16 protein-coding genes, 1 tRNA gene and 1 other RNA gene are annotated in these 21781 nt (G+C 34.7%); 4 read left to right on the forward strand and 14 right to left on the reverse strand.

Annotated features, from left to right (window positions below; translation table 11 throughout):
• Positions 1–366: 366 nt before the first annotated feature.
• From recR to gltB, 11 genes are all read right to left on the reverse strand, one after another.
• Complete coding sequence (gene recR, locus KA873_RS08000; RefSeq protein WP_046206986.1) at positions 367–963, reverse strand: recombination mediator RecR; 597 nt, start codon at positions 961–963, stop codon at positions 367–369.
• A 4-nt stretch (positions 964–967) separates the two neighbouring features.
• The gene (locus KA873_RS08005; protein WP_026034724.1) at positions 968–1285 is read right to left on the reverse strand and encodes a YbaB/EbfC family nucleoid-associated protein; all 318 of its coding nucleotides are present in this window, start codon (positions 1283–1285) and stop codon (positions 968–970) included.
• 89 nt (positions 1286–1374) lie between these two features.
• Positions 1375–3084, reverse strand: coding sequence for a DNA polymerase III subunit gamma/tau (gene dnaX / locus KA873_RS08010; RefSeq protein ID WP_107383737.1), 1710 nt, complete (start codon positions 3082–3084; stop codon positions 1375–1377).
• 59 nt (positions 3085–3143) lie between these two features.
• Positions 3144–3674 (reverse strand): GNAT family N-acetyltransferase, encoded by a 531-nt coding sequence (locus KA873_RS08015; protein WP_192959295.1) that lies wholly within the window; start codon positions 3672–3674, stop codon positions 3144–3146.
• A gap of 182 nt (positions 3675–3856) precedes the next feature.
• Positions 3857–4125: signal recognition particle sRNA large type (gene ffs, locus KA873_RS08020), an RNA gene on the reverse strand.
• Between the two features lie 71 nt (positions 4126–4196).
• Entirely contained in the window at positions 4197–4922 is a 726-nt protein-coding gene (gene treR, locus KA873_RS08025; protein ID WP_107383739.1) for a trehalose operon repressor, read from the reverse strand.
• A gap of 30 nt (positions 4923–4952) precedes the next feature.
• A complete protein-coding gene (treC, locus tag KA873_RS08030) occupies positions 4953–6587 on the reverse strand; it encodes an alpha,alpha-phosphotrehalase (RefSeq protein ID WP_107385688.1) in 1635 nt (544 codons plus the stop codon).
• Positions 6588–6675: 88 nt separating this feature from the next.
• The gene (gene treP / locus KA873_RS08035) at positions 6676–8103 is read right to left on the reverse strand and encodes a PTS system trehalose-specific EIIBC component (protein ID WP_107383741.1); all 1428 of its coding nucleotides are present in this window, start codon (positions 8101–8103) and stop codon (positions 6676–6678) included.
• Positions 8104–8443: 340 nt separating this feature from the next.
• A tRNA-Ser gene (locus KA873_RS08040) sits at positions 8444–8536 on the reverse strand.
• Positions 8537–8596: 60 nt separating this feature from the next.
• Positions 8597–10060, reverse strand: coding sequence for a glutamate synthase subunit beta (locus KA873_RS08045; protein WP_019467858.1), 1464 nt, complete (start codon positions 10058–10060; stop codon positions 8597–8599).
• 18 nt (positions 10061–10078) lie between these two features.
• Complete coding sequence (gene gltB / locus KA873_RS08050; RefSeq protein WP_210140209.1) at positions 10079–14578, reverse strand: glutamate synthase large subunit; 4500 nt, start codon at positions 14576–14578, stop codon at positions 10079–10081.
• Between the two features lie 141 nt (positions 14579–14719).
• Here gltB and gltC point away from each other — a divergent pair, with 141 nt between their 5' ends.
• The 3 genes from gltC to KA873_RS08065 all read left to right on the forward strand — a co-directional run bounded on the left by gltC (position 14720) and on the right by KA873_RS08065 (position 17586).
• Positions 14720–15607, forward strand: a complete 888-nt coding sequence (gene gltC / locus KA873_RS08055) for a glutamate biosynthesis transcriptional regulator GltC (protein ID WP_107383743.1) — start codon at positions 14720–14722, stop codon at positions 15605–15607.
• 81 nt (positions 15608–15688) lie between these two features.
• On the forward strand, positions 15689–16801 hold the full coding sequence (locus KA873_RS08060; protein ID WP_107383744.1) for a YibE/F family protein: 1113 nt from the start codon (positions 15689–15691) through the stop codon (positions 16799–16801).
• A gap of 38 nt (positions 16802–16839) precedes the next feature.
• Positions 16840–17586 (forward strand): YibE/F family protein, encoded by a 747-nt coding sequence (locus KA873_RS08065; protein ID WP_154409622.1) that lies wholly within the window; start codon positions 16840–16842, stop codon positions 17584–17586.
• A 290-nt stretch (positions 17587–17876) separates the two neighbouring features.
• On the opposite strand, the gene KA873_RS08070 is transcribed toward KA873_RS08065, so the two are convergent.
• Together KA873_RS08070 and KA873_RS08075 are read right to left on the reverse strand one after the other, a co-directional pair.
• Positions 17877–18497, reverse strand: coding sequence for a hypothetical protein (locus KA873_RS08070; protein WP_192959293.1), 621 nt, complete (start codon positions 18495–18497; stop codon positions 17877–17879).
• Between the two features lie 742 nt (positions 18498–19239).
• Positions 19240–20109: a GNAT family N-acetyltransferase gene (locus KA873_RS08075; RefSeq protein ID WP_107383747.1), complete on the reverse strand. Its 870-nt coding sequence runs from the start codon at positions 20107–20109 to the stop codon at positions 19240–19242.
• 167 nt (positions 20110–20276) lie between these two features.
• Here KA873_RS08075 and KA873_RS08080 point away from each other — a divergent pair, with 167 nt between their 5' ends.
• Positions 20277–20546, forward strand: coding sequence for a hypothetical protein (locus tag KA873_RS08080; protein WP_019467864.1), 270 nt, complete (start codon positions 20277–20279; stop codon positions 20544–20546).
• Positions 20547–20669: 123 nt separating this feature from the next.
• Here KA873_RS08080 and KA873_RS08085 read toward each other — a convergent pair whose 3' ends face one another.
• The gene (locus tag KA873_RS08085; protein WP_107383748.1) at positions 20670–21635 is read right to left on the reverse strand and encodes a LysM peptidoglycan-binding domain-containing protein; all 966 of its coding nucleotides are present in this window, start codon (positions 21633–21635) and stop codon (positions 20670–20672) included.
• Positions 21636–21781: the final 146 nt, after the last annotated feature.

The following is a 21781-nucleotide window of genomic DNA, read 5'->3' on the forward strand; positions in this document are numbered from 1 at the left end:
GGTTTTAACTTTGAAAGTCAAGAACTTTTTAAAATTAATTTGAAAGCTTGTTTTGAAATATCATTATGTGTGTCGTTTTGTTTCGTCCGACAAGTAAATACTATACACGCTTAAAACGCTTTGAACAACAGTAAAATTTACACTTTTCTTCATGATCAAATGTGATCTTTCTTCATTTTACATACTTTTTATTTCCAATGGTTCGTATCGTTCGTTTTTATCTTCATCTCGTGATTTTTGACATTGATAAATAGTTTGAATAACTCTATAAAACAAACTTTACTGTTTATTAAATTTCTTTTCAAAAATTTAAAGCTACCTTAAAAAAGGTAGCTTGGTTTCATTTTATTTATAATTGAACACTTATTACATCTCTGTTCTGCCCATAATCGCTTTTGATAATGTCACTTCATCCGCGTATTCTAAATCTCCACCAACAGAAAGTCCTTGCGCTAATCGAGTTACTGTTAAACCTATTGGTTTAACTAGTCTCGATATATACATCGCCGTTGACTCGCCTTCCAAATTAGGGTTCATTGCTAAGATGAGCTCTTTTACTTCATCATTTTTCAAGCGATTGATTAAACTTGGAATATTAATATCTTCTGGTCCTATGCCATCCATCGGAGATATAGAACCATGTAATACATGGTACAAGCCTTTATATTCACGCATTTTTTCCATAGCGATAACATCTTTATCGTCCTCAACCACACAAATAATTGAACGATCTCTCTGTTTATCTTGGCAAATATAGCATGGATCTTGCTCAGTAATATGCCCACACTCACTACAATAGGTAAGTTCTCGTTTTACATCTACTAAAGCTTTAGCAAATTGAACGACATCGTCTTCTTTCATATCTAATACATGAAACGCCAGACGTTGAGCTGTCTTCGGCCCAATGCCTGGCAGTTTCATGAAACTGTCGATAAGTTTGGATATTGGTTCTGGATAGTGCATACAATCACATTCCAGGGATATTTAAGCCTTGTGTATGCTTACCTAAACGTTCTTGAGTAAGTTCATCAGCTTTATTCATCGCTTCGTTAGTAGCAGCAATAACTAAGTCTTGTAACATTTCAATGTCATCTGGATCAACTGCTTCTTCTTTGATTTCTACATCGAGAACTTCTTTATGACCTGATACTGTGACAGTTACCATGCCACCACCAGCTGTACCTTGTACTTTTTCTTCTTTTAATTTTTCTTGTTCTTCATTCATTTTCTTTTGCATTTTCTGCATTTGTTTCATCATTTGTTGCATATTTCCGCCACCGCGCATATATTTATCCTCCTTAAAAACTTCAATCTCATCTGATTGTAATTCATCTTTTGTCTCATTATACATGCCTTTTAATTCATTGTCATGTATCACTCTTCATCAATTACATTTACTGTGTTTTCTCCAAATAGGTCTTTAGCCTTTTGAACGACGTCGACTTCTTCAGGAGACGCTGTTGTCGCTGTTCTGTTTTCTTCCGCACTCGTACTTTGTTTGCGGTTTTGAAGATATTCTGTTCTTACTCTCATCCACTGATCTGCTGGCACGCCCACTACTTTAACTGTTTTATCTATAATATTACATACTACGTTCTCAATATTCTCTCTTTTTTCATCATCTTTATTTACAATCTCACAGTGTATTTCTTCTTCGAATTTAATCAGTACATGTGTTTCACTAGCTGCCACTGGTTCTGAATTTTGAAGTAAGCTTACTAATGATTTCATATCATTACTTTTAGCGTGATCTACAACCTCTTGCCAGTGGTCTTTAAGCTGTTTAATATCTTCTTTGTTAGCTTTATCTAATACTTTGGCAATTTGTTGCATTGAAAACGCATTTTTCGATTGCGTGCCTTTACTAGCTGTTTTTTTAGCTTGCGGTTTTGCATTATTAGTTACGACACCTTGTGATTTTAATGTTTTCAGTTCATTTTCTAACTGTTCCATTCGCTGTAACAATACTTCATTATTAGGTTCACTGGCTACGCTCGTTGTAGCAACAGTTTGCACATTTTCTGATTCGCCTTTAATCATTTCTGCTATTTTAACTAATAATACTTCAAAATGCACACTTTGATTGACACTAAATCTGATTGAAACAAGCGTATCATTAATCACATCAATCATTTTATACAAAGTTTCTAAGTCAAAATGCATCAGTGCATCATATTCAGATTCTATATTAGATGTCTTATTCATAATGGTATCTCTCACAAAATAAATCATATCATTAATCAGACGATTTACTTCTTTACCTTGTGCAATAAATTGGTGATAAGTTGAAAATGCAGTTTTTACATCTCCTTCAACTATCTCTTTTAGTAAATCATTCAATGCTTGAGCATCTACGCTACCAGTTACATTCAACGCGTCTTGCAATGTAAGATGATCATCACCAAAAGCAATTGCTTGGTCCATAATACTTAACGCGTCTCGCATACCACCTTCAGATGCTTTGGCAATAAAATCTAAGGCAGCATTATCATATTCTATATCTTGAGCGTCTGCTACGAATTGCAAACGTTCTACAATTTCATCGTGACTAATTGCTTTGAAATCAAATCTTTGCGCTCTTGAAATAATTGTCGGAGGTATTTTATGTGGTTCTGTAGTCGCCAATATAAAAATTGCATGTGCTGGTGGTTCTTCTAAAGTTTTCAACAATGCATTGAAAGCACCTGTTGTTAACATATGAACTTCATCTATAATGTATACTTTGAATTTTGATTCACTTGGTGCGTATTTAACTTTATCTCTGATATTTCTAATTTCATCCACACCATTATTACTAGCAGCATCTATTTCAATCACATCTGAATTCGTTCCTCGCGTAATCCCTGTACAAATAGCACATTCATTACAAGGTTCTCCATCGGAACGTTCGAGACAATTAATAGCTTTCGCGAATACTTTTGCGATACTTGTTTTGCCTGTCCCTCTCGGCCCGCTAAAAATATACGCATGTGATTGTTTGCCTTTTGAAATTGCATTGCGCAATGTTTTAGTTACATGTTCCTGGCCTACTACATCTTCAAAACTCTGTGGCCGGAACATTCTATATAAAGCTTGATAATTCACCTTCACACCTCCAATTACATTCAACAACTATTATATCACTGTGCTTTATATTTTGAATATTAATTAAATGCCTCTGGATAAACTACATTACCATTTGGTTGCTCTGCAAGTTGTTCCCACAAGAATTTAACCATAAAATATTTCGATGGTACATCAAACGGGCTATAAATTTGATAGTAGCTTGCCTCTTCATAACCTAACATACCATAATATTCAGGATCTCCTAGTACAATAATAGTCGTATAATCTTGCGCTTTTGCGCGTTCTTCCACAGCTTGAACAAGCGCTTTACCTATACCTTTACTTCTATATTCTGGCAATACAGATAAAGGTGCTAACGCTAACGCCGTATAGCGTGTTTCATCGTTAATAATCTCTATTTCTGAAAGCATTGCATGGCCAATGACATCACCTTCATCTGTCTTCGCAACAACTTCCAATTCGGAATTATATTCTGTAGATGCTCTAATTTTCAAAACTAAATCTTGTTCATCATGGTTGGACTCTGCGACGTTTTCAAAAGCAGTTTTTATTTCGTCTAAACTTGCGTCATAGTCATTTTCAGTTAATGTACTTAAATAAATTTGCATATGTCGTTCCTCCAAATTCACTAAATTCAATTTTGGGCAGTTACAATCAGAATGCTATCGTTACAGTTCAATCAATTAAATTAATGTATCGCTATTATTTTAATATAAAAAAAGAGTGACTGCTATCAAAAGATAAGTCACTCATAATATATGGTTAATTGTATTTATTTTAAAAATTAAAACCGTGCACCTTCGCTTCGAATACGTATCATAAACGTAACCAAAGTCGACAGCTAAATCTCGGCAATCCTACGGCACATACGATGATCCACTTAATGCTGCTTCCGTCAGGACCTGACATGGTTCATGGGTTCATATTGCATAGGACCGAAATCTTCAAACACTACGTGCTTTGGGCAGACTTCACAAAAACGTAGCCTTAGCGAAGGAATTAAGTCTCGCATAAGCGGATTTCGAGTACAGGGAACCGCTACCTCCCCACCTAGCACGGCAAGATATATCATACTATAAGGTAATGACTGATTGCAAGTCATACAATTCATTATTTTATAACTTATTTCATTAAATTTTGTGACGTCTCGAAAAATCATTAAACTTAAACTCCGTGGCTAAATGTTTGGAAATGTTATATTGAAATTTTGTCGTATCCTTTAAATGGACGATACCTCGAACCGTTGCAGTGTATGGTGGTGTTACATCTCCAAATATTTCACATTCTAAATTACCAAATGCTTCAAAGGTGATAGATTTATTAGAGTAGCTAATTTCTAACTTCAGCGTTTGTTCTATATAATGATACAGCGAATCTTTAGCAATGTTCATTGTTATATCAGGAACAATTTTTTCTACTAAATAATCTTCATCAATAATTTTTACGCGACGATCAATTTTTCGCGTTCGGATAATGTGCCACAATGTTTCACTCTGCCGCAAGCCCAAAGCGTTTTTTACTTCCGGTACTTCGCTGGCAGGTATGCGTTCTAATAATCTAACTTCAGTCTCATGACTCAGACCTAATCCTTGTTGAACTTCCCTGAAACTCGTTAAATTCGCAAACGGGAATTCTGTAACACCTTGATAGATTACAACTGATCCTTTACCTTTAATTTTCTGAATCATACCGTCTCTAACAAGTAGATTAAGCGCTTTGCGCACAGTTTCACGAGAGGCATTGTAATCGAATACCAATTCGTTTTCTGATGGCAATTGAGCACCATATGGTAGCTTTGATTCGATGATGTCTGTGCGTAAATTTTCATAAATCGCAATAAATTTTTTCTGTTTCATGTGATTTCACTCACTGCCTTTTAATTTAAATTATTGTCTAACTACGATGGCACCAAATCCGTCTATTAAACCATTTACAATCGAGCCATTTTGTAACATTACTTCTCCTTCAACTTTTAAGTCTTGTGGTATTTCAACTTTTTCTTTTGAAAAGTTAGCAATCACTAACCATGTTTCATCCTTATAATGACGCTTATAAACAAATAATTCATCGTGGTCCATGTAAAGTGGCTCAATATTCCCATAAGTTATAATATCATGTTCGTGACGTAGCTTTATCAATTTTCTATATGTTTGCAAAATGGATTGATCGTCTTCTATGGCTGCTTCAACATTGATTTCCTTATAGTTGTTAGGAATATCAATCCAAGGTGTGCCTGAAGTAAAACCTGCATTTTCACCGCTTGTCCACTGTACAGGTGTACGAGAGTTATCACGAGATTTTTGTCCTAATATCGTTAAAATCTCTGTTTCTGGATAACCTTCAGCTTTTAACTTTTTATATGCATTTAGAGATTCTATATCTCTATACTGGTCGATATCATTGAAGTGAGGGTCTGTCATACCAATTTCTTCACCTTGGTAAATATATGGTGTGCCTTGAAGCATGTGCAAAGCGATGGCTAGCATTTTAGCACTACTTTGACGTAAAACCTCCGTCGAATCATCACCGAATCGTGTTACTACACGTGGTTGATCATGATTACACCAAAAAATAGCATTCCATCCGCCACCGTTATAAATACCTATTTGCCATTCCATTAATATTTCTTTTAATTTATGAAAGTCTAACTTTGCGTTTGTCCACTTTTCTCCATTAATATAGTCTACTTTTAAATGATGAAAATTAAACACACTACTTAGTTCTTGACGTTCGGGATCCGTATATTGAATACAATTTTCAATCGTTGTCGAAGACATTTCGCCCACTGTCATCATATCTTTAACTCCAAATGTCTGTTGATTCATTTCGTGTAAGTATTCATGCACACGTGGTCCATCAGTGTAAAATTCTTTTCCTATCTTTTCTGAATTTTTAAATTCACCTTTTGATATTAAATTAATTACATCGAATCTAAAACCGTCTACACCAAAATCAATCCAATAATTAATCACTTTATAGAGTTCACGGCGCACTTCAGGGTTATCCCAATTCAAATCTGCCTGTGTTACGTCAAATAAGTGAAGATAATATTCATCTGTTTTGTCATCGTATTTCCAAGCATTACCACCAAACTTTGATTCCCAATTTGTCGGTGGTTGATTATCTGCTGACCTCCTAAAGAAATAGTAGTCTCTATATGGGTTGCTTTTATCTGAATATGCTTGTTTAAACCATTCATGTTCTGTAGATGTATGATTAATGACGATATCCATCATTATTTTTAAATCACGTTGATGTGCTTCAGCAATCAATGTTTTTAAATCTTCAATCGTGCCAAATTGTTCATTCACTTTGTAATAATCGCTAATGTCATAACCATTATCATTCATAGGTGATTCATAAATAGGTGTTAACCAAATATAATCCACACCTAGATATTGTAGATAGTCTAACTTTTCAATTATGCCATTTAAATCACCTTCACCATTACCCGTCGTATCATTGAATGACTTAGGATAAATTTGATAAACTACCGATTTTCTCCAATCATTGACTACCATATTATTACCACCTTATCTTTGTATTTTAAATTAAGAAACTCGCTAATCAAACTTAGCGAGTTTAGTTGTACTTATCTATTCGAATTAACTATTCTTCTACTATTTCTTTTGCTTCTTCTTTACTGAACTTCGAGAAGATAACAGTTAATATCGCTGGTACTACCATTGCTAGAACGGTACCTATTCCGTAAATTAACCAAAAATCTTTTTTAATAGAAATGATGGCTGGCACACCGCCAACGCCAACATTACCTAAGACACCAATTGCACCTATGATAGCGCCTATAACACCCGAAGTTAAAATCGCTGCAACAAAAGGATATTTCAACGGTAAGTTTACACCAAACAATGCTGGTTCAGTAACCCCTAAGAATCCTGATACACCAGAAGTCATTGCCAAGCCTTGTTCTTTGGCCATTTTGCGTCGTTTATAGACGAACCATGCACCAAATGCAGCTGAACCTTGACAGATATTTGAAATTGCTAAGATTGGCCACAAGTACGTCCCTTCAAGACTGCTTCCCATCAGTTGGAAATCAACCGCTAAGAACATATGGTGTAAGCCTGTAATAACTAGAGGTGCGTAAAAGAAACCATAAATTGCGCCACCTAACCAGCCGATATGTTCAAAGACAAATGTCACACCATTTGTAATCCCTGTTCCTAACCATAAGGCAATTGGACCTATAACGATAAACGCTAAGAAACCAGTGATTAATAAGGCAACTGGACCAACGACTAACATTTTGATTGAATCATGCACATATTTACTTAAGAACTTTTCAATTTGTGCTAATACATATGATGCTAATAAGATTGGTAATACTTGACCTTGATAGTTCAGTTGTTTAATTTCTAAACCAAAGATATGCCATGCTGGTATATTACCTTTCCCAATATCATATTGTGAAGCGAGTTGTGGGTTCATTAAAATTAGACCTAATACCAAACCGAGTATTTGACTCCCACCAAACACACGCATACTACTCCAACCAATTAAAGCTGGCAAGAAAATAAAGGCAGTGTTTGCAATAACATTAATAATATCTGCAAAGTCCCCTAATTGTGGATATTGTGCCACCAATGCTTGCTTCCCAAACAAGTCTTCCATTGTTAATACATTATAAATCCCTAATAGTAAACCAGCAGTTACGATAGCCGGTAAAATTGGTATAAAGATATCTCCCAATAACTTAACCAATCTTTGTATAGGATTCCCTTTTTTAGCTGCCGCTGCTTTCGCATCATCTTTAGAGGCACTTTCAGCCCCGGTTTCCTCAATAAATTGTTTATAAACTTCATCTACAGTACCTGGTCCAATAACAATTTGATATTGATTATCAGCTTTGAATTGTCCCTTAACTAAATCATTGTTACTCAGTCGATCTTTATCGACCTTATCATCATCTTTCAAAACAAGTCGCAAACGCGTCACACAGTGTGTTGCTGTGTCCAAGTTTTCTCTGCCCCCAATAGCTTCGACTATATCTTGAACATCTTTCTTTTTAACAGCCATGATGATTCACTCCCTTAAACTTTAATATTATCCAGATTATAACTTGTATAGACAAGTTTTGTAAAGGCTTTCATTCAGTTTCTTAAAAAAGGTCATCAAGTAGACATTAATTTCCTATCTCTACTTGATGACCTTCTTCAATAAAAATATATATTATTTTGTGTTTGGCGTAATCACAGCAATAAGTTTAATGATATATGCCACAAACAATAACAAAAACTATGTTAAGCACTCGTCTTTTTTCTATCATTGATCGTAAACAACAAAAAAAGACAAACACTTTATATTAAATAAACGTTTGCCTACTATATTATTTATTAGTCTTGGTATTTAATGATAATGGCGGAGGAAGAGGGATTCGAACCCCCGCGGGCCGTTAAGCCCCTGTCGGTTTTCAAGACCGATCCCTTCAGCCGGACTTGGGTATTCCTCCAAATGAACACAATAATTATAATATTATAGCCCATTAAAAAAGTCAATTATAATTAAAATGTTACACCAATGTTTTTTCAGTTAGGTATTCGTCAACAGCATTAGCGACTGCTCTACCTTCTTGAATTGCCCAAACAACAAGACTTTGACCTCTTCTTGCGTCGCCTGCCGCAAAAATATTTGATTGATTCGTTTTGAAATTTTTGTTATCTGCAACAATTTTATTTCTCTCAGTTTGTATATTAAACGCATGTGGCACAGTGGTTTCAGTACCAATAAATCCTATTGATAACAATACCAAGTCAGCTGGCCAATGACGTTCTGTACCATCGACAACAACCATACCATCCTCTGTTTCTTCAAGTATTTGTGTATAAACACCTGTTACATTACCAATACGATCAACTTCGTAACGCATTGTTTGAACACCATATGCACGTGGTTCAAAACCAAAACGCGCCTCATATTCATTATGAGCATAATCCATTTTGAATACAGGCATGGCTAATGGCCAATACGTATTTTCGTCAAATTCGATAGCTTCAGGTTGTTTTGTGTATTTGTTAAATTGAACGATAGATTTACAATTTTCTCTCAGTGCAGTCGCTACACAGTCTGCACCTGTGTCACCAGCACCAATGACAATTACGTTTTTCCCTTCTGCAGATATTGACGGCTTTTCAATTTCACCATTTAAATACTCGCCCTGTTCTGTTAAGTAATCCATAGCAAAGTGAATACCCATGCCCATTCGACCTTCTAATGGTAAATCACGTGCGTTTTGCGAACCTGTACAAATAATAATGGCATCGAATTGTTCCTCTAAACTTTCTTTACTGACATCTATCCCTATTTCCGTATCAGTGATAAAGGTGATACCAGATTGTTCCATTAGTTTGATTCTACGTCGCACTACGTCTTTATCTAATTTCATATTAGGTATACCATACATTAATAATCCACCTGCTTCATGTGCACGTTCATATACAGTTATGCGATAACCTAATTTGTTTAATTCATCTGCAGCTGTTAAACCAGCTGGGCCGCTTCCTACTATAGCTACTGATGCTGCTTTACGCTCATTGGGAATCGTTGGTTTAACCCAGCCATTTTCAAAAGCTTCATCAATAATAGTACGTTCAATACCTTTAATCGCAACAGATTCTCTATTTATCTTCATCACACACGATTGTTCACACGGAGCCGGACATACACGTCCAGTAAATTCCGGGAAGTTATTCGTTTCATTCAAGCGTTTATATGCCGTTTCGAAGTCTTTTTGGTACACTAAATCATTCCATTCTGGAATATAGTTCCCAATGGGACAACCAATTGTTTCTCTACCATATGGTTCACCTGTTTGACAAAAAGGTGTACCACAATCCATGCATCTCGCACCTTGTTCCGAGGCTTCTTCTTTTGTAAACCTTTGCTGAAAGGGTGCGTGTCCTTTCAAACGTTCTACTAAAGACAATTCATGCAAAGGTTGTTTATCATAATTCATAAATCCTTTGAATTCTCCCATACTTAGTCCCCCTTCAAATTAATACACAGCCGTTAATTGTTGCGCTGGTTCTAGATGTGTTCTCTTGTCATTAAAAGCATTCAGTAACGCTTCATCTTGCTGGTTAGATTCACGCTTTTGTAATTCAATTTTTTGCATCATCAATTTATAATCTTTCGGAATGACTTTCACTACTTTATTAGCCATTTCTTCAAAATTATCTAATATATTTTTTGCTTTAGTACTATTTGTATAAAGTAAATGGGCTTCTAGCATCTCTCTCACAACATTTTTTTCTGCTGCAACAGTGATTTCGTCGAAGTCTAAACTGTCTAATTGACGTTCTTCTTTGAATTTTTCAATATCAGATGGGAAGATATAAGCAACACCACCACTCATGCCTTGACCAAAGTTCTTTCCGACATCTCCAAGCACAATGACGCGACCGCCTGTCATATACTCAAGACCATGATCACCAATACCTTCAACAACAACTTGTACACCACTATTTCTAATACAGAATCTTTCACCAGCTTTACCATTAATAAAAGCTTTACCATAAGACGCACCATAGAAACAGACATTACCAACTATAATTTCTGATTCTCGCTGTTGCGTCGGTGCCTTCACAATTACTTTACCGCCAGAAAGCCCTTTACCTACATAATCGTTAGCATCACCTGTGTGATGTACTGTTAATCCTTGAGGTATATAAGCAGCTAAACTTTGACCAGCATGACCTACTGTATTGACATTGATACTATCTTCAGGCAAACCTTCAGCACCGTAGATATCAGTAATCATACTACCAGTAATGACGCCCACATCTCGTTGCTCATTTTTCACTACATAATTGCCAGTAAATGACTTCTGTTGTTCAATTGCTACTTGAGCATCAGGTAATAGTTGTGTTAAATCGAATCCTTCATCAAGATGGTGATTTTGCGCTATTTTTTTATATCTTTCACCTTCGTGCTGATATAATAATGCTTCAACATTCATAGATGCAGCTTTAGGTCTTCGTTGAGATAAATTATCTTTTCGTTTTAATAAGTCTGTACGCCCCACCAAATCATCTACAGTGCGCAAACCAAGTTCGGCTAGTATCTCTCTTAATTCCTCAGCAACAAAATGCATAAAATTGACCACATGATCAGCTCTACCATTAAATAGTGCGCGTAAATCTTGATTTTGTGTAGCAATACCTACAGGGCATGTATCTTTATGGCAAACCCGCATCATTATACATCCAAGTACGACTAATGGCGCTGTTGCAAAACCAAATTCTTCCGCTCCTAATGCACATGCATATGCCACATCTTTACCTGTGAGTAATTTGCCGTCTGTTTCTACAATCACTCTCGATCTCAAATTATTCATCATAAGTGTTTGATGTGTCTCCGCTAATCCAATTTCCCAAGGTACACCTGCGTGTTGGATACTTGTTTTGGGAGAAGCACCCGTACCGCCATCATATCCACTAATCACAATTTTATCAGCATAAGCTTTAGCTACACCTGCTGCGATTGTACCGACGCCAGTTTTAGATACAAGCTTCACTGTGATATTTGCGTTTTTATTAGCATTTTTCAAATCATGAATTAATTGTGCTAGGTCTTCAATTGAATAAATATCATGATGTGGTGGTGGAGAAATCAAACCAATACCTGGTGTAGAGCCTCTGACTTCAGCAATCCATGGATAAACTTTAGAACCAGGAAGCTGACCGCCTTCCCCAGGTTTAGCACCCTGTGCTACCTTAATTTGTATTTCTTTAGCATGTTGTAAGTAATGACTCGTCACTCCAAATCTTCCAGAAGCAACTTGTTTGATTGCACTAGAACGATTACGACCTTCGTCATCCACTACAAATCGTTCAGGATTTTCTCCACCTTCACCACTATTACTTTTACCACCCATTTGATTCATTGCTTCAGCAAGTGTTTGATGGGCTTCTTCAGAAATAGAACCATAACTCATTGCACCTGTATTAAAACGTTTTACGATTTCACTCGTTGGTTCTACTTCATTGATATCAATTGAATCTTGGTTTTTAAATTCCATTAAGTGACGAATATGATCTGTACGTTGGTGATTGACTTCATTTGAAAACGTTTTGAACTGTTCATAATCATTTAAACGACACGCATGTTGTAGTAAGTGAATTGACGTCGGGTTAAATGCGTGATGTTGGCCTTGTTTACGCCATTGAAACGTACTACCAGATTCAAGGTACTCGCTCTCAGATGACTGTCTCGCTTTATTTTCTTTATCTATCAAGTTTATATCGATACCAGATAGTTTTGTTTGTGTCCCTGTAAAATACCGGTCAACAACTTCTTGTGACAAACCTACCGCTTCAAAAATTTGAGCCCCTTGGTAGCTTTGAACGGTAGAAATCCCCATTTTAGCCATAACTTTTATGACACCTTCTGATAATGTATCCGTATATGTTTGAACGTTTTCGGCAATATTTCCGTTTAAGCGTCCTTTCTCCACTAAGTTTTCTATTGTATGCTGCGCTAAATATGGTACGACTGCATTAGCACCATACCCTAATAAACACGCTACATGGTGCACCTCTCTCGTTTCACCAGAAAGTGCGATGATACTTGTACGCATGCGCAAACCTTCTCTAATTAATAATTGATGTACATGACTTACCGCAAGCAATATTGGCAATGCATAGCCTTGCGCTTCAACTAGTACTCGATCATCTAATACAATAATTTCATAGCCATCTTTTACAGATTGAATTGCTTGTTCCCCTAAATTGTCTAACGCCGTTTCTAAGTTTTCGTGATATAGCGTTGATAAATGCTTAACTTTGAACCTACTATCGTCAATCGCTTTTAATTGTGCCTCAGTTAACACCGGTCTTTTCAATTGAATTCTATTCAATACATCTTCGTTAGGTTTTAATAAATTACCTTCTGAACCTAAATAAGACAATTCACTTGTCACTATTTTTTCTCTATATGCATCAATCGGTGGATTAGTGACTTGTGCAAAAAGTTGTTTAAAATAATTGAATAACGATTCATCTTTTTCATTTAAAACAGCAATCGGAACATCATACCCCATAGCGCCAATTGGGTCTTTCTTACTTTCAATTAATTCTGTCATATATTTGTCGATTTCTTCATTCGTATAAACAAATTGCTTTTGTAATCTAGCTAAAGTTGCTTCATCCCAATTGGATGGGACCACTTTTACATTGTCTAAATCTAAGTCTACTTTAAATTGATTTAGCCAATTCTCATATGGTAATTCATCAGCGATACGTGATTTTAATTCATTATTATCAACTACTTTTTGCTGTTGAAAATCAACTAATAGTAATTTCCCTGGATTTAGTTGACCTTTAAAAGCAACTTGTTCCTCAGGTACATCTACAACACCCACTTCTGATGAAAAAACAATGTAATTATCTTTAGTGATTGTATAACGTCCTGGTCGCAAGCCATTTCTATCAGTTAGCGCGCCAATTTTTTCTCCATTACAAAATGAAATCATTGTTGGACCATCCCACGGTTCCATCAAGTAACTATAGTATTCATAAAAAGCACGAACGTTACTGTCATTCGCCGTATTATAAAGCCAAGGTTCTGGTATCATTAACATTGCTGCTCTCTCTGGTTCCATAGCTAAAGATAAAAATTCTAAAGCGTTGTCTACAATAGCTGAGTCACTACCGTCTTCATCAATAATTTCCTCTACTTTATGTTTGTCTTCACCAAAAATAGTTTCAATCAAATCATTTTGTCTTGCACGCATCCAATTAACGTTACCCTTAATAGTATTAATCTCTCCATTATGCATTAATAATCTATTAGGGTGTGCGCGCTTCCAGCTCGGAAATGTATTTGTACTAAAACGAGAATGCACGAGTCCTAGCTTTGATATATAGCGTTCATCATTTAAATCTTGAAAGAGCTTCTTAATTTGGTCAGAACGCAACCATCCTTTATAGACGATTGTTTTATGAGATAAACTTGTGAAATATAAATCTACTTGCTGCTTTTTAGCATATAATTCAATTTGTTTACGTGCTAAAAATAACGCTTTTTCTATGTGAACATCATCATTTAATGCGATGAATACTTGTTGTATATATGGCATCGTTTGGGCTACATGTTCGGCAATGGCATTGACATCTACTGGCACATCTCTATAACCAATAACATTTAATCCTTCGCTTTCAAAATAACGATTGAACGTTGCTTCATGCTCTGAATTTTTTATCTTCACGTTCGAAAAAAACATACCTACTGCATAATGACCCTCTTTCGGTAATTCAAAATCTGTTTGTTTAGAAAAATAATCAAAAGGAATTTCTGTCATAATACCGGCACCATCACCTGTCATGCCATCTGCACCAATTCCTCCACGGTGATCTAACCTACGTAGCATTTCCAGTGATTTTTCAACGATATCGTGTGATCTCCCATTATTCATATTGGCATAAAATCCAATACCACATGCATCATGCTCTTCACGACTATCATATAATCCTAATTGCTTACCATATTCGAACATAACCCTCACCTCTTTTTCGAAAATTCTGAATATTAAATAAGTATAGTAAACTATATAGTAATACATTAATCTATTCAATATATAAAATAGATGATATTATTCTAATAATTCGAATAATATTAATATGTTGGGAATGGTCATATGGAAATTAAACAATTGAAATATTTTATAGAAGTTGCAAAAAGAGAACATTTATCAGACGCTGCTCTAGAACTTAACATTGCTCAATCTGCTATAAGTAGGCAAATCACACTATTGGAAAAGGAATTACAAGTGACGTTGTTTAACAGAGAAGGGCGCAACATACACATTACTGAAGAAGGGCAACAATTATTTTCTGAAGCAACAAAGATTATCGAACAGCTTGATAACACAGTACGTTTATTTCATAACCAATCTGAAACAGAGCATTATATTATACGTGTTGGTTATGTTGAAAGTTATATAACACAGGTACTTACATTATTAATGCAATCCTTTGAAAACGAAAGCACATCCATCATTCAACCCATTTTAATGGAAGAAGAAGACATTTTTTCAGCTTTGCTCACAGATAAAATTGATATTGCTTTCACTGCTATGTCAGATGAACTCAAACAGCACCGTTCTTTAAAGGTAAGCCCTTTATTTGAAGAAACATTCCATGTCTATGCACCTAAAGATGATCCGATCACAATGGCTACGAATCCACCTTTAGTACAATTTTCGAATAAATCTATTTACGAATTATATCCATTACCAACCAAGATTAGACAAACATTAGTAAAAACAACCAAAACACCTATACAAACGATTACACATCCTCAACTGGCTGAATATATCTTAAGCAAAGGGCGTGGCTACATCGTCACACCTTCTTATCATTTGCTTTCAAAAAATCCGCAAAAATGGCGAGAAGTATCATTAGAACATACAGCATTGAAAAGAACCATTTGCCAAGTTGTTCGGCTAGACAATCGAAAACATGATTTACAATTTTTATTAGAAATTATCGATAAATTATTAAGTAGAAGCACGACTTATCATTAATCACATGCATAAAACTTTTGAATTCAAATCGCTAGGAGCGTATAATCGCATTGTCTATATAGGGAGGACTGAAACAAAACAATGCCTTTTAAAACGTTATTTAAACGCCCTTTTGATTGGGTCATCTTGATATTTATCATCTTATTTGTGGCTGTATTTATTTTCACATTTTTCAATGCCAGATTTTACGATACACCAATCGGCCAAATTACAAAGATCGAAAATAAATCTACATCACACATTACAGATGATAACCATAATAAAGATACTAAATACAATCAAACCCTAACACTTAAAATTTTGAACGGAAAATTCGAGGGACAAACGACGAAGATTCCTCATCATTACATAGCATCACAAGCTGATAGTGAAGCATTCTCAAAACATAACAAAGTTTTGTTACACATCGGCAAACATCTAGATGATGCTTATATCATAGAAAAGAAGCGAGATAGCCTCGTCGTTATGATAACTGGAATATTTTTATTAACTGTTTTACTAGTAGGACGTAAAATCGGTTTACAATCGATTCTTTCTTTAGTTTTCAATACAATCGTTGTGCTTTTAGCTATCTATTTACATAATAAATTTCCTGATTTAAATTTATTTGCACTTATGAGTATCGGCGTCATTTTTACTACGGTATTTACTTTGCTCTTAGTTACCGGTTGGCGATGGCGAACGTCAATTACGATAGCAAGCACACTATTAGGCACTTTTATTTGTGTTGGCGCCACCCAATTAGTGATTACGTTAACAGACGGTGCGGGCTTAAAATTTGAAACAATGAGTTTCTTAACTTTGCCTCCTAAGGATGTTTTCCTTGCTTCTGTTATGATTGGAACACTTGGTGCTGTCATGGATGTAGCTATCACAATAGCAAGTGGTATGGCAGAAATATTGCGCAGAACACCTAATATAAGTATGACTCGATGGGCGCTCGCAGGGCGTCATATTGGTCAAGATATTATGGGGACAATGACGAACATCTTATTATTTTCATATTTATCTGGTAGTCTTCCGATGTTTCTTATTTACCTTAAAAATGCAAATACAGTAACCTATACCATTTCCATGAATTGGTCATTAGAAATTTCCCGGGCAATTACTGGTGGTATTGGTATTGTTTTAACGATTCCAATCACTATTTTATTAATGCAATTATGGTTTAAAATGCGAGGTGTTAATCAGTGAGCGTCATAACAATCTTAGGTCTTCTACTTTTCCTATTAATGGCCATTTTTGGAGGAAAAAAAGGTATCATCTCATATTTAACACTGTTTTTGAATTTTGTCATATTATTAATCACTGTCATTATAATTATGCTCGGCGCACCTATTTATCTCGTAACACTTATATTTTGTATCGTTATTGCAGCATGTAATTTATTTGTTTTAAATAGTTACAATACAAAAACAAAAGCAGCATTCTGTGCAACGGTCATTACTACTTTGTGCTTGATTATTGGTATTTATTTATCAGTATCCATCGGACATTTACAAGGTTTCACAACCGAACAACAAGATGAAACGTATATTTTTTCTATGAATATCGGCATTGATATGGTGAAATTCATGGTGTTTACAGTAGTACTTGCAGTCATAGCTGCGGTTATTGATTTAGCAATCACAATCAGTTCACCAATGTATGAGTTATACGAAACCAATTCGAACTTAACAAGCAAAGCATTATTTCAATCTGGCATGCGTGTAGGACGTGAAATTTTAGCTACTTCGGCAAACACAATTTATCTAGCCTATTTCGGAGGACAATTGACATTATTCTTTTGGTTTTTTAGGTTGAATTATTCTTTTGGACATATCATCAATTCTAAAATCTTTGCACAAGAATTTATATCTATCCTGCTAGGAGGCATCGCTGTTGCCATTAGCATCCCGATTACTGCATGGATAACAGCACTATTAATTAAACATCAAAAAGAGCGTCACTCAAAACACACGCATCAATCTTCACATTAAAAAATCAAAGTCCCACATCTCAATTTATTGAGATAGTGGGACTTATGCATGAGCTACTGCTCAGGTAACCATTTTACATTTTTACAATCTTTGTCAGGACGGGACGACGAAATCTTGTTAATAAAATTAGATTTCTGTCCTACTCTCTTTGTGAATTTGTATGATTATATGATGCATACATACCTAATTTTTAATCAAAATTTTTAACATCTCACAATAACAGAAATATGATTCGCTATTTTAAGAGAGTGTTCAAAATTTCCAAACGTTTTTCAACTAAGCTAAATCATTTAAAGTTCTTTCAGTTTTTCATTTAATAATTGCATTTTACGTTCTCGTAACTTTGTATAATATGCGATATCCTCTGCTCGCGTTTCTAGTGGAAATATATAGTAAACATCTTGATAAAAATCAATATTAGCTTTCGTGCGCCTACCCTCCAACACGATTCTCGAACTACTAGGTTGTGCTAAGGATAATTTGTATTTAGGCATCACACTATGATACACATTTACGATTTCCCCATCTTTAATTAAATCTGAGGTATTTACAAATTTAATCTCTATATGGTTTTCATTCGCTAAACTTCTCGTTAATAGCGCTAACATTATGTCACAAAACATAATCGTCATAATACCTTTATTTTCGAAAGGAGGTGCAACTTCTAATCTTTCAATACACACCTTTTCAGTTTCACCAAAATGATCAAATCTAGATTTAAATGTATGGTGATCTTCATTTTCATATCTAGTAATAACACTTGTTGAAACATAGTCTAATGATGTACCTCTCAAATAATAATAACATTCCCCAAAATCTACTAATCTTTGATATGTAAAAGGTTTTATTTCCTCATAAAAACTTTTACAAATAATATTAAACGGACTCATACTGTTACGCTTTGTAAGCATGGAATAACCTCCTATTAAATTGTTATTCATCATAATATTTAGCTATCGCAATTGTTGCTTCCGACACACATAGAAAAACACCCCACATCAAATGTGAAGTGCCAAAGCTGATATTTATTTTTCAACTTAAGATTAATGATTATTAAAAATGAAATAATTCTACTATTTATGGCATGCTAAAGTTTCAAAAATTAAACTTTTACAAAGTATCATCCAAACTCATTACAGCAGATAACATTAATAAAATACTTTCAACCATAATATCTATTAAGCTCTACGTACAATCTCATATGCGAAGTACCTGCAAAAGCCATTCTTAACGATTCAAAAATTATTTTCATAAACCAAACTGCACATCAATGGTTCAAATAAAAATTTTCCATCCTCATTGCCTATTCAATCCAATCAATGCATCAACAATTCAGTTTAATAACTTATACATTCAAAATAATCATATCCTTAATTTTTTTATTATTTATATATTTAACATTTAATATCCAACCATAACAGATTTTCATATTTAAACAAACATAATTGATTCATTTGAATTTAAATAATTCTAATATATTTTTGATTTTCTTTTAAAATCATAGACTTTCATTATATTTATTTTATTTATGCTTATATGTATTTTCAGCTGATACTTCTATTGCACAACCACTTTCATCAAGTTCACTTCACGCAAAAAAAGCGCCATTAAAGCTAACAAACTTTGTTAGCTTTAACGACGCAATCATTGATTTCAACAACTTTGCTTCATTATGTATACAGGTTTATTTTCTAATAACGTTTCGCCTACAATTTCATAATCACTTTGACTATAAAGTTTCATTGCCAAATGGTTGTCTGTATTTACCGCTAAATAAATTTCATTGATTGTGGGATAATACTGTTTGACATATTGAGGTAAAATACGCATCACTTTTTTACCATAACCGAAGCCTCTATAGTGACTATCTACACTAAAGGATCTGAAAAATATTGCGTTTGCATTTATAGAATAAGGTTTGACTCCTTCACCTTCATGTAACGTAAAAAAGCCAACACACTGCCCCTTGCCATCATACACTAATGTAGGGTGACGTTCTTGATCTCGATTGGCCAAATCAATATTTTCTAAAGGGGTTTTGGTGAATTTCCGGTCTTCTGTCGACAGCGTAAAATTCACTAAATCAGCATATAACGATGCGTGATACGGGCTTAATTTCACTGGTTTAGATGACTCACTTTGTTGTTTAGCATATTTAATCCATGTAAGCACAGCGGGCGCAATTTTTTCCGTTTCATTTTTTGTGATCCATTTTATATCAGTAATTTCTTGTGCTGGTTTAACCGATGACCAATCAATATCTAAAGATGTTGAAAAACAATTCAACTCCGTCTTAGTATTTTTTTGAGGATAAGCATCTCCAACAACAGTACCTAAATATTTAAAAGTTTGTTCCGAAATATCCAACTGTAATTCTTCTTGCAATTCTCTTCGCAAAGCTTGTTTTAGAGACTCTCCTTGATCTATTTTTCCACCAGGAAAATAGTATTTTTTTCTGTTTCTAGCCTGCACCAACAATAATTTGTCGTCTAATTCAACTACCAAGCATACACATCTAATCATAACTATCATCTCCACTCCCCAAAGCAAACTATTTTTATACTTTCAACGCTTATGTTATCATAATCCATCCCTTGAACACATTTTGTTTTTTTCTCTCTCACAATAGAGTTTAATCTAATTAATGTTATAATAATAAAGCGGATTTTATAAAATGGAGGATTTCATTCATGGCTAAAAAAACAAAAATTAATCGCATTTCAAATACAATTAACTTCATAGGCATTGCCGTAGAAGGTTTTAATTGGTATGCATATCAATCAAAAAATAAAAAATTACTTTACACAAGTATGGCTATTACAAGTGTAGGTGCAGTCTTAGATTTCTATACTGCCTTAAAATCACCAAAAAAGTTTGCTAAAATATTTTCAACATTCACTTTGGCAAGTACGTTATTCTCAACTGCCAAGCGTATAAAATCATTACGTCAAGAACCATAAACATGAAACGTCTAGCAACGAGCTATAAAATTTCATAAAAGCAAAATAAACGTCAATTTCTATATGATTTAATAGAAATTGACGTTTATGCGTTAGTCAAAGATATTTTTGCCTTAGGCACGCTTAATGGATATATTTATATGAACTCACTTGCGATGCTGGAATCGTTCTATATGTCGTGATTCCAGGCGAAGCACTGTAGTTCATTTCAGAAACAGTAATGCTACCATTTGAATTGACAGACTCCACAAATGCTACGTGTCCATAATATCCAAGATCACTTTGTAAGATTGACCCTACAGTAGCTCTATGATCTACTGTGTATCCATCTCCTGGTGCGGCATTGTCCCAATTATTAGCATTCCACCAATAAGTACTAATACCTTTCCCAATTTGAGCACGCTTATTAAAGACATGCCATGTACACTGACCCCAGTCATACAAATTTGAATGGTTAAATACTGGCGTTTTATAACCAGTTGAACCTGTTGATCCTGTTGAGCCACCTGATGATGCTGAACCAGATACTTTTAATTTTTGCCCTGGATAAATATTGAAATTTTTAAGACCATTCAAGCTCATGATTTTTTGATATGTCGTCCCATATTTAGCAGCAATCGCAGATAATGAATCGCCTGATTTCACTGTATATGTTGTCGTTTTACCAGATGTAGTTGAACCACTTGTTGAAGTTGAGCCAGATACTTTTAATTTCTGTCCTGGATAAATTGTAAAATTAGAGAGTCCATTTAAACTCATAATTTTTTGGTATGTCGTCCCATGCTTAGCTGCAATTGATGACAATGAATCACCCGATTTCACTGTATACGTTGTCGCACTTGAGCTGCTTGTTGAAGTTCTTGAACTTGTAGTCCCTGATACTTTCAATGTTTGATTTGGAAAAATCACATTCGATGTTAAATTGTTTAATGATTTCAATTTTGCTATTGAAATATTATATTTATTCGCTATTGACCAAAGAGAATCGCCACTTTTGACTTTGTAAGTTGTAGCTGCATCTGCATTTGCAGAATTAATAGCTGCTAGCGCACTTGTCCCAATTACAGTTGCTATTATTTTTTTATGCACTTATGTAAACCTCCCAATATAAATCCGATACATTTCGTTTCCATCACGTTTACTATTATACAATTTAATTTAATACTTTTGTATATAATTTATATGACATTATTATTACAAAGTAAACCTTTTGTTATTTCAATGAAACATAACGT

Source organism: Staphylococcus sp. GDY8P45P (assembly GCF_017892745.1).
Classification (GTDB): Bacteria; Bacillota; Bacilli; order Staphylococcales; family Staphylococcaceae; genus Staphylococcus; species Staphylococcus cohnii.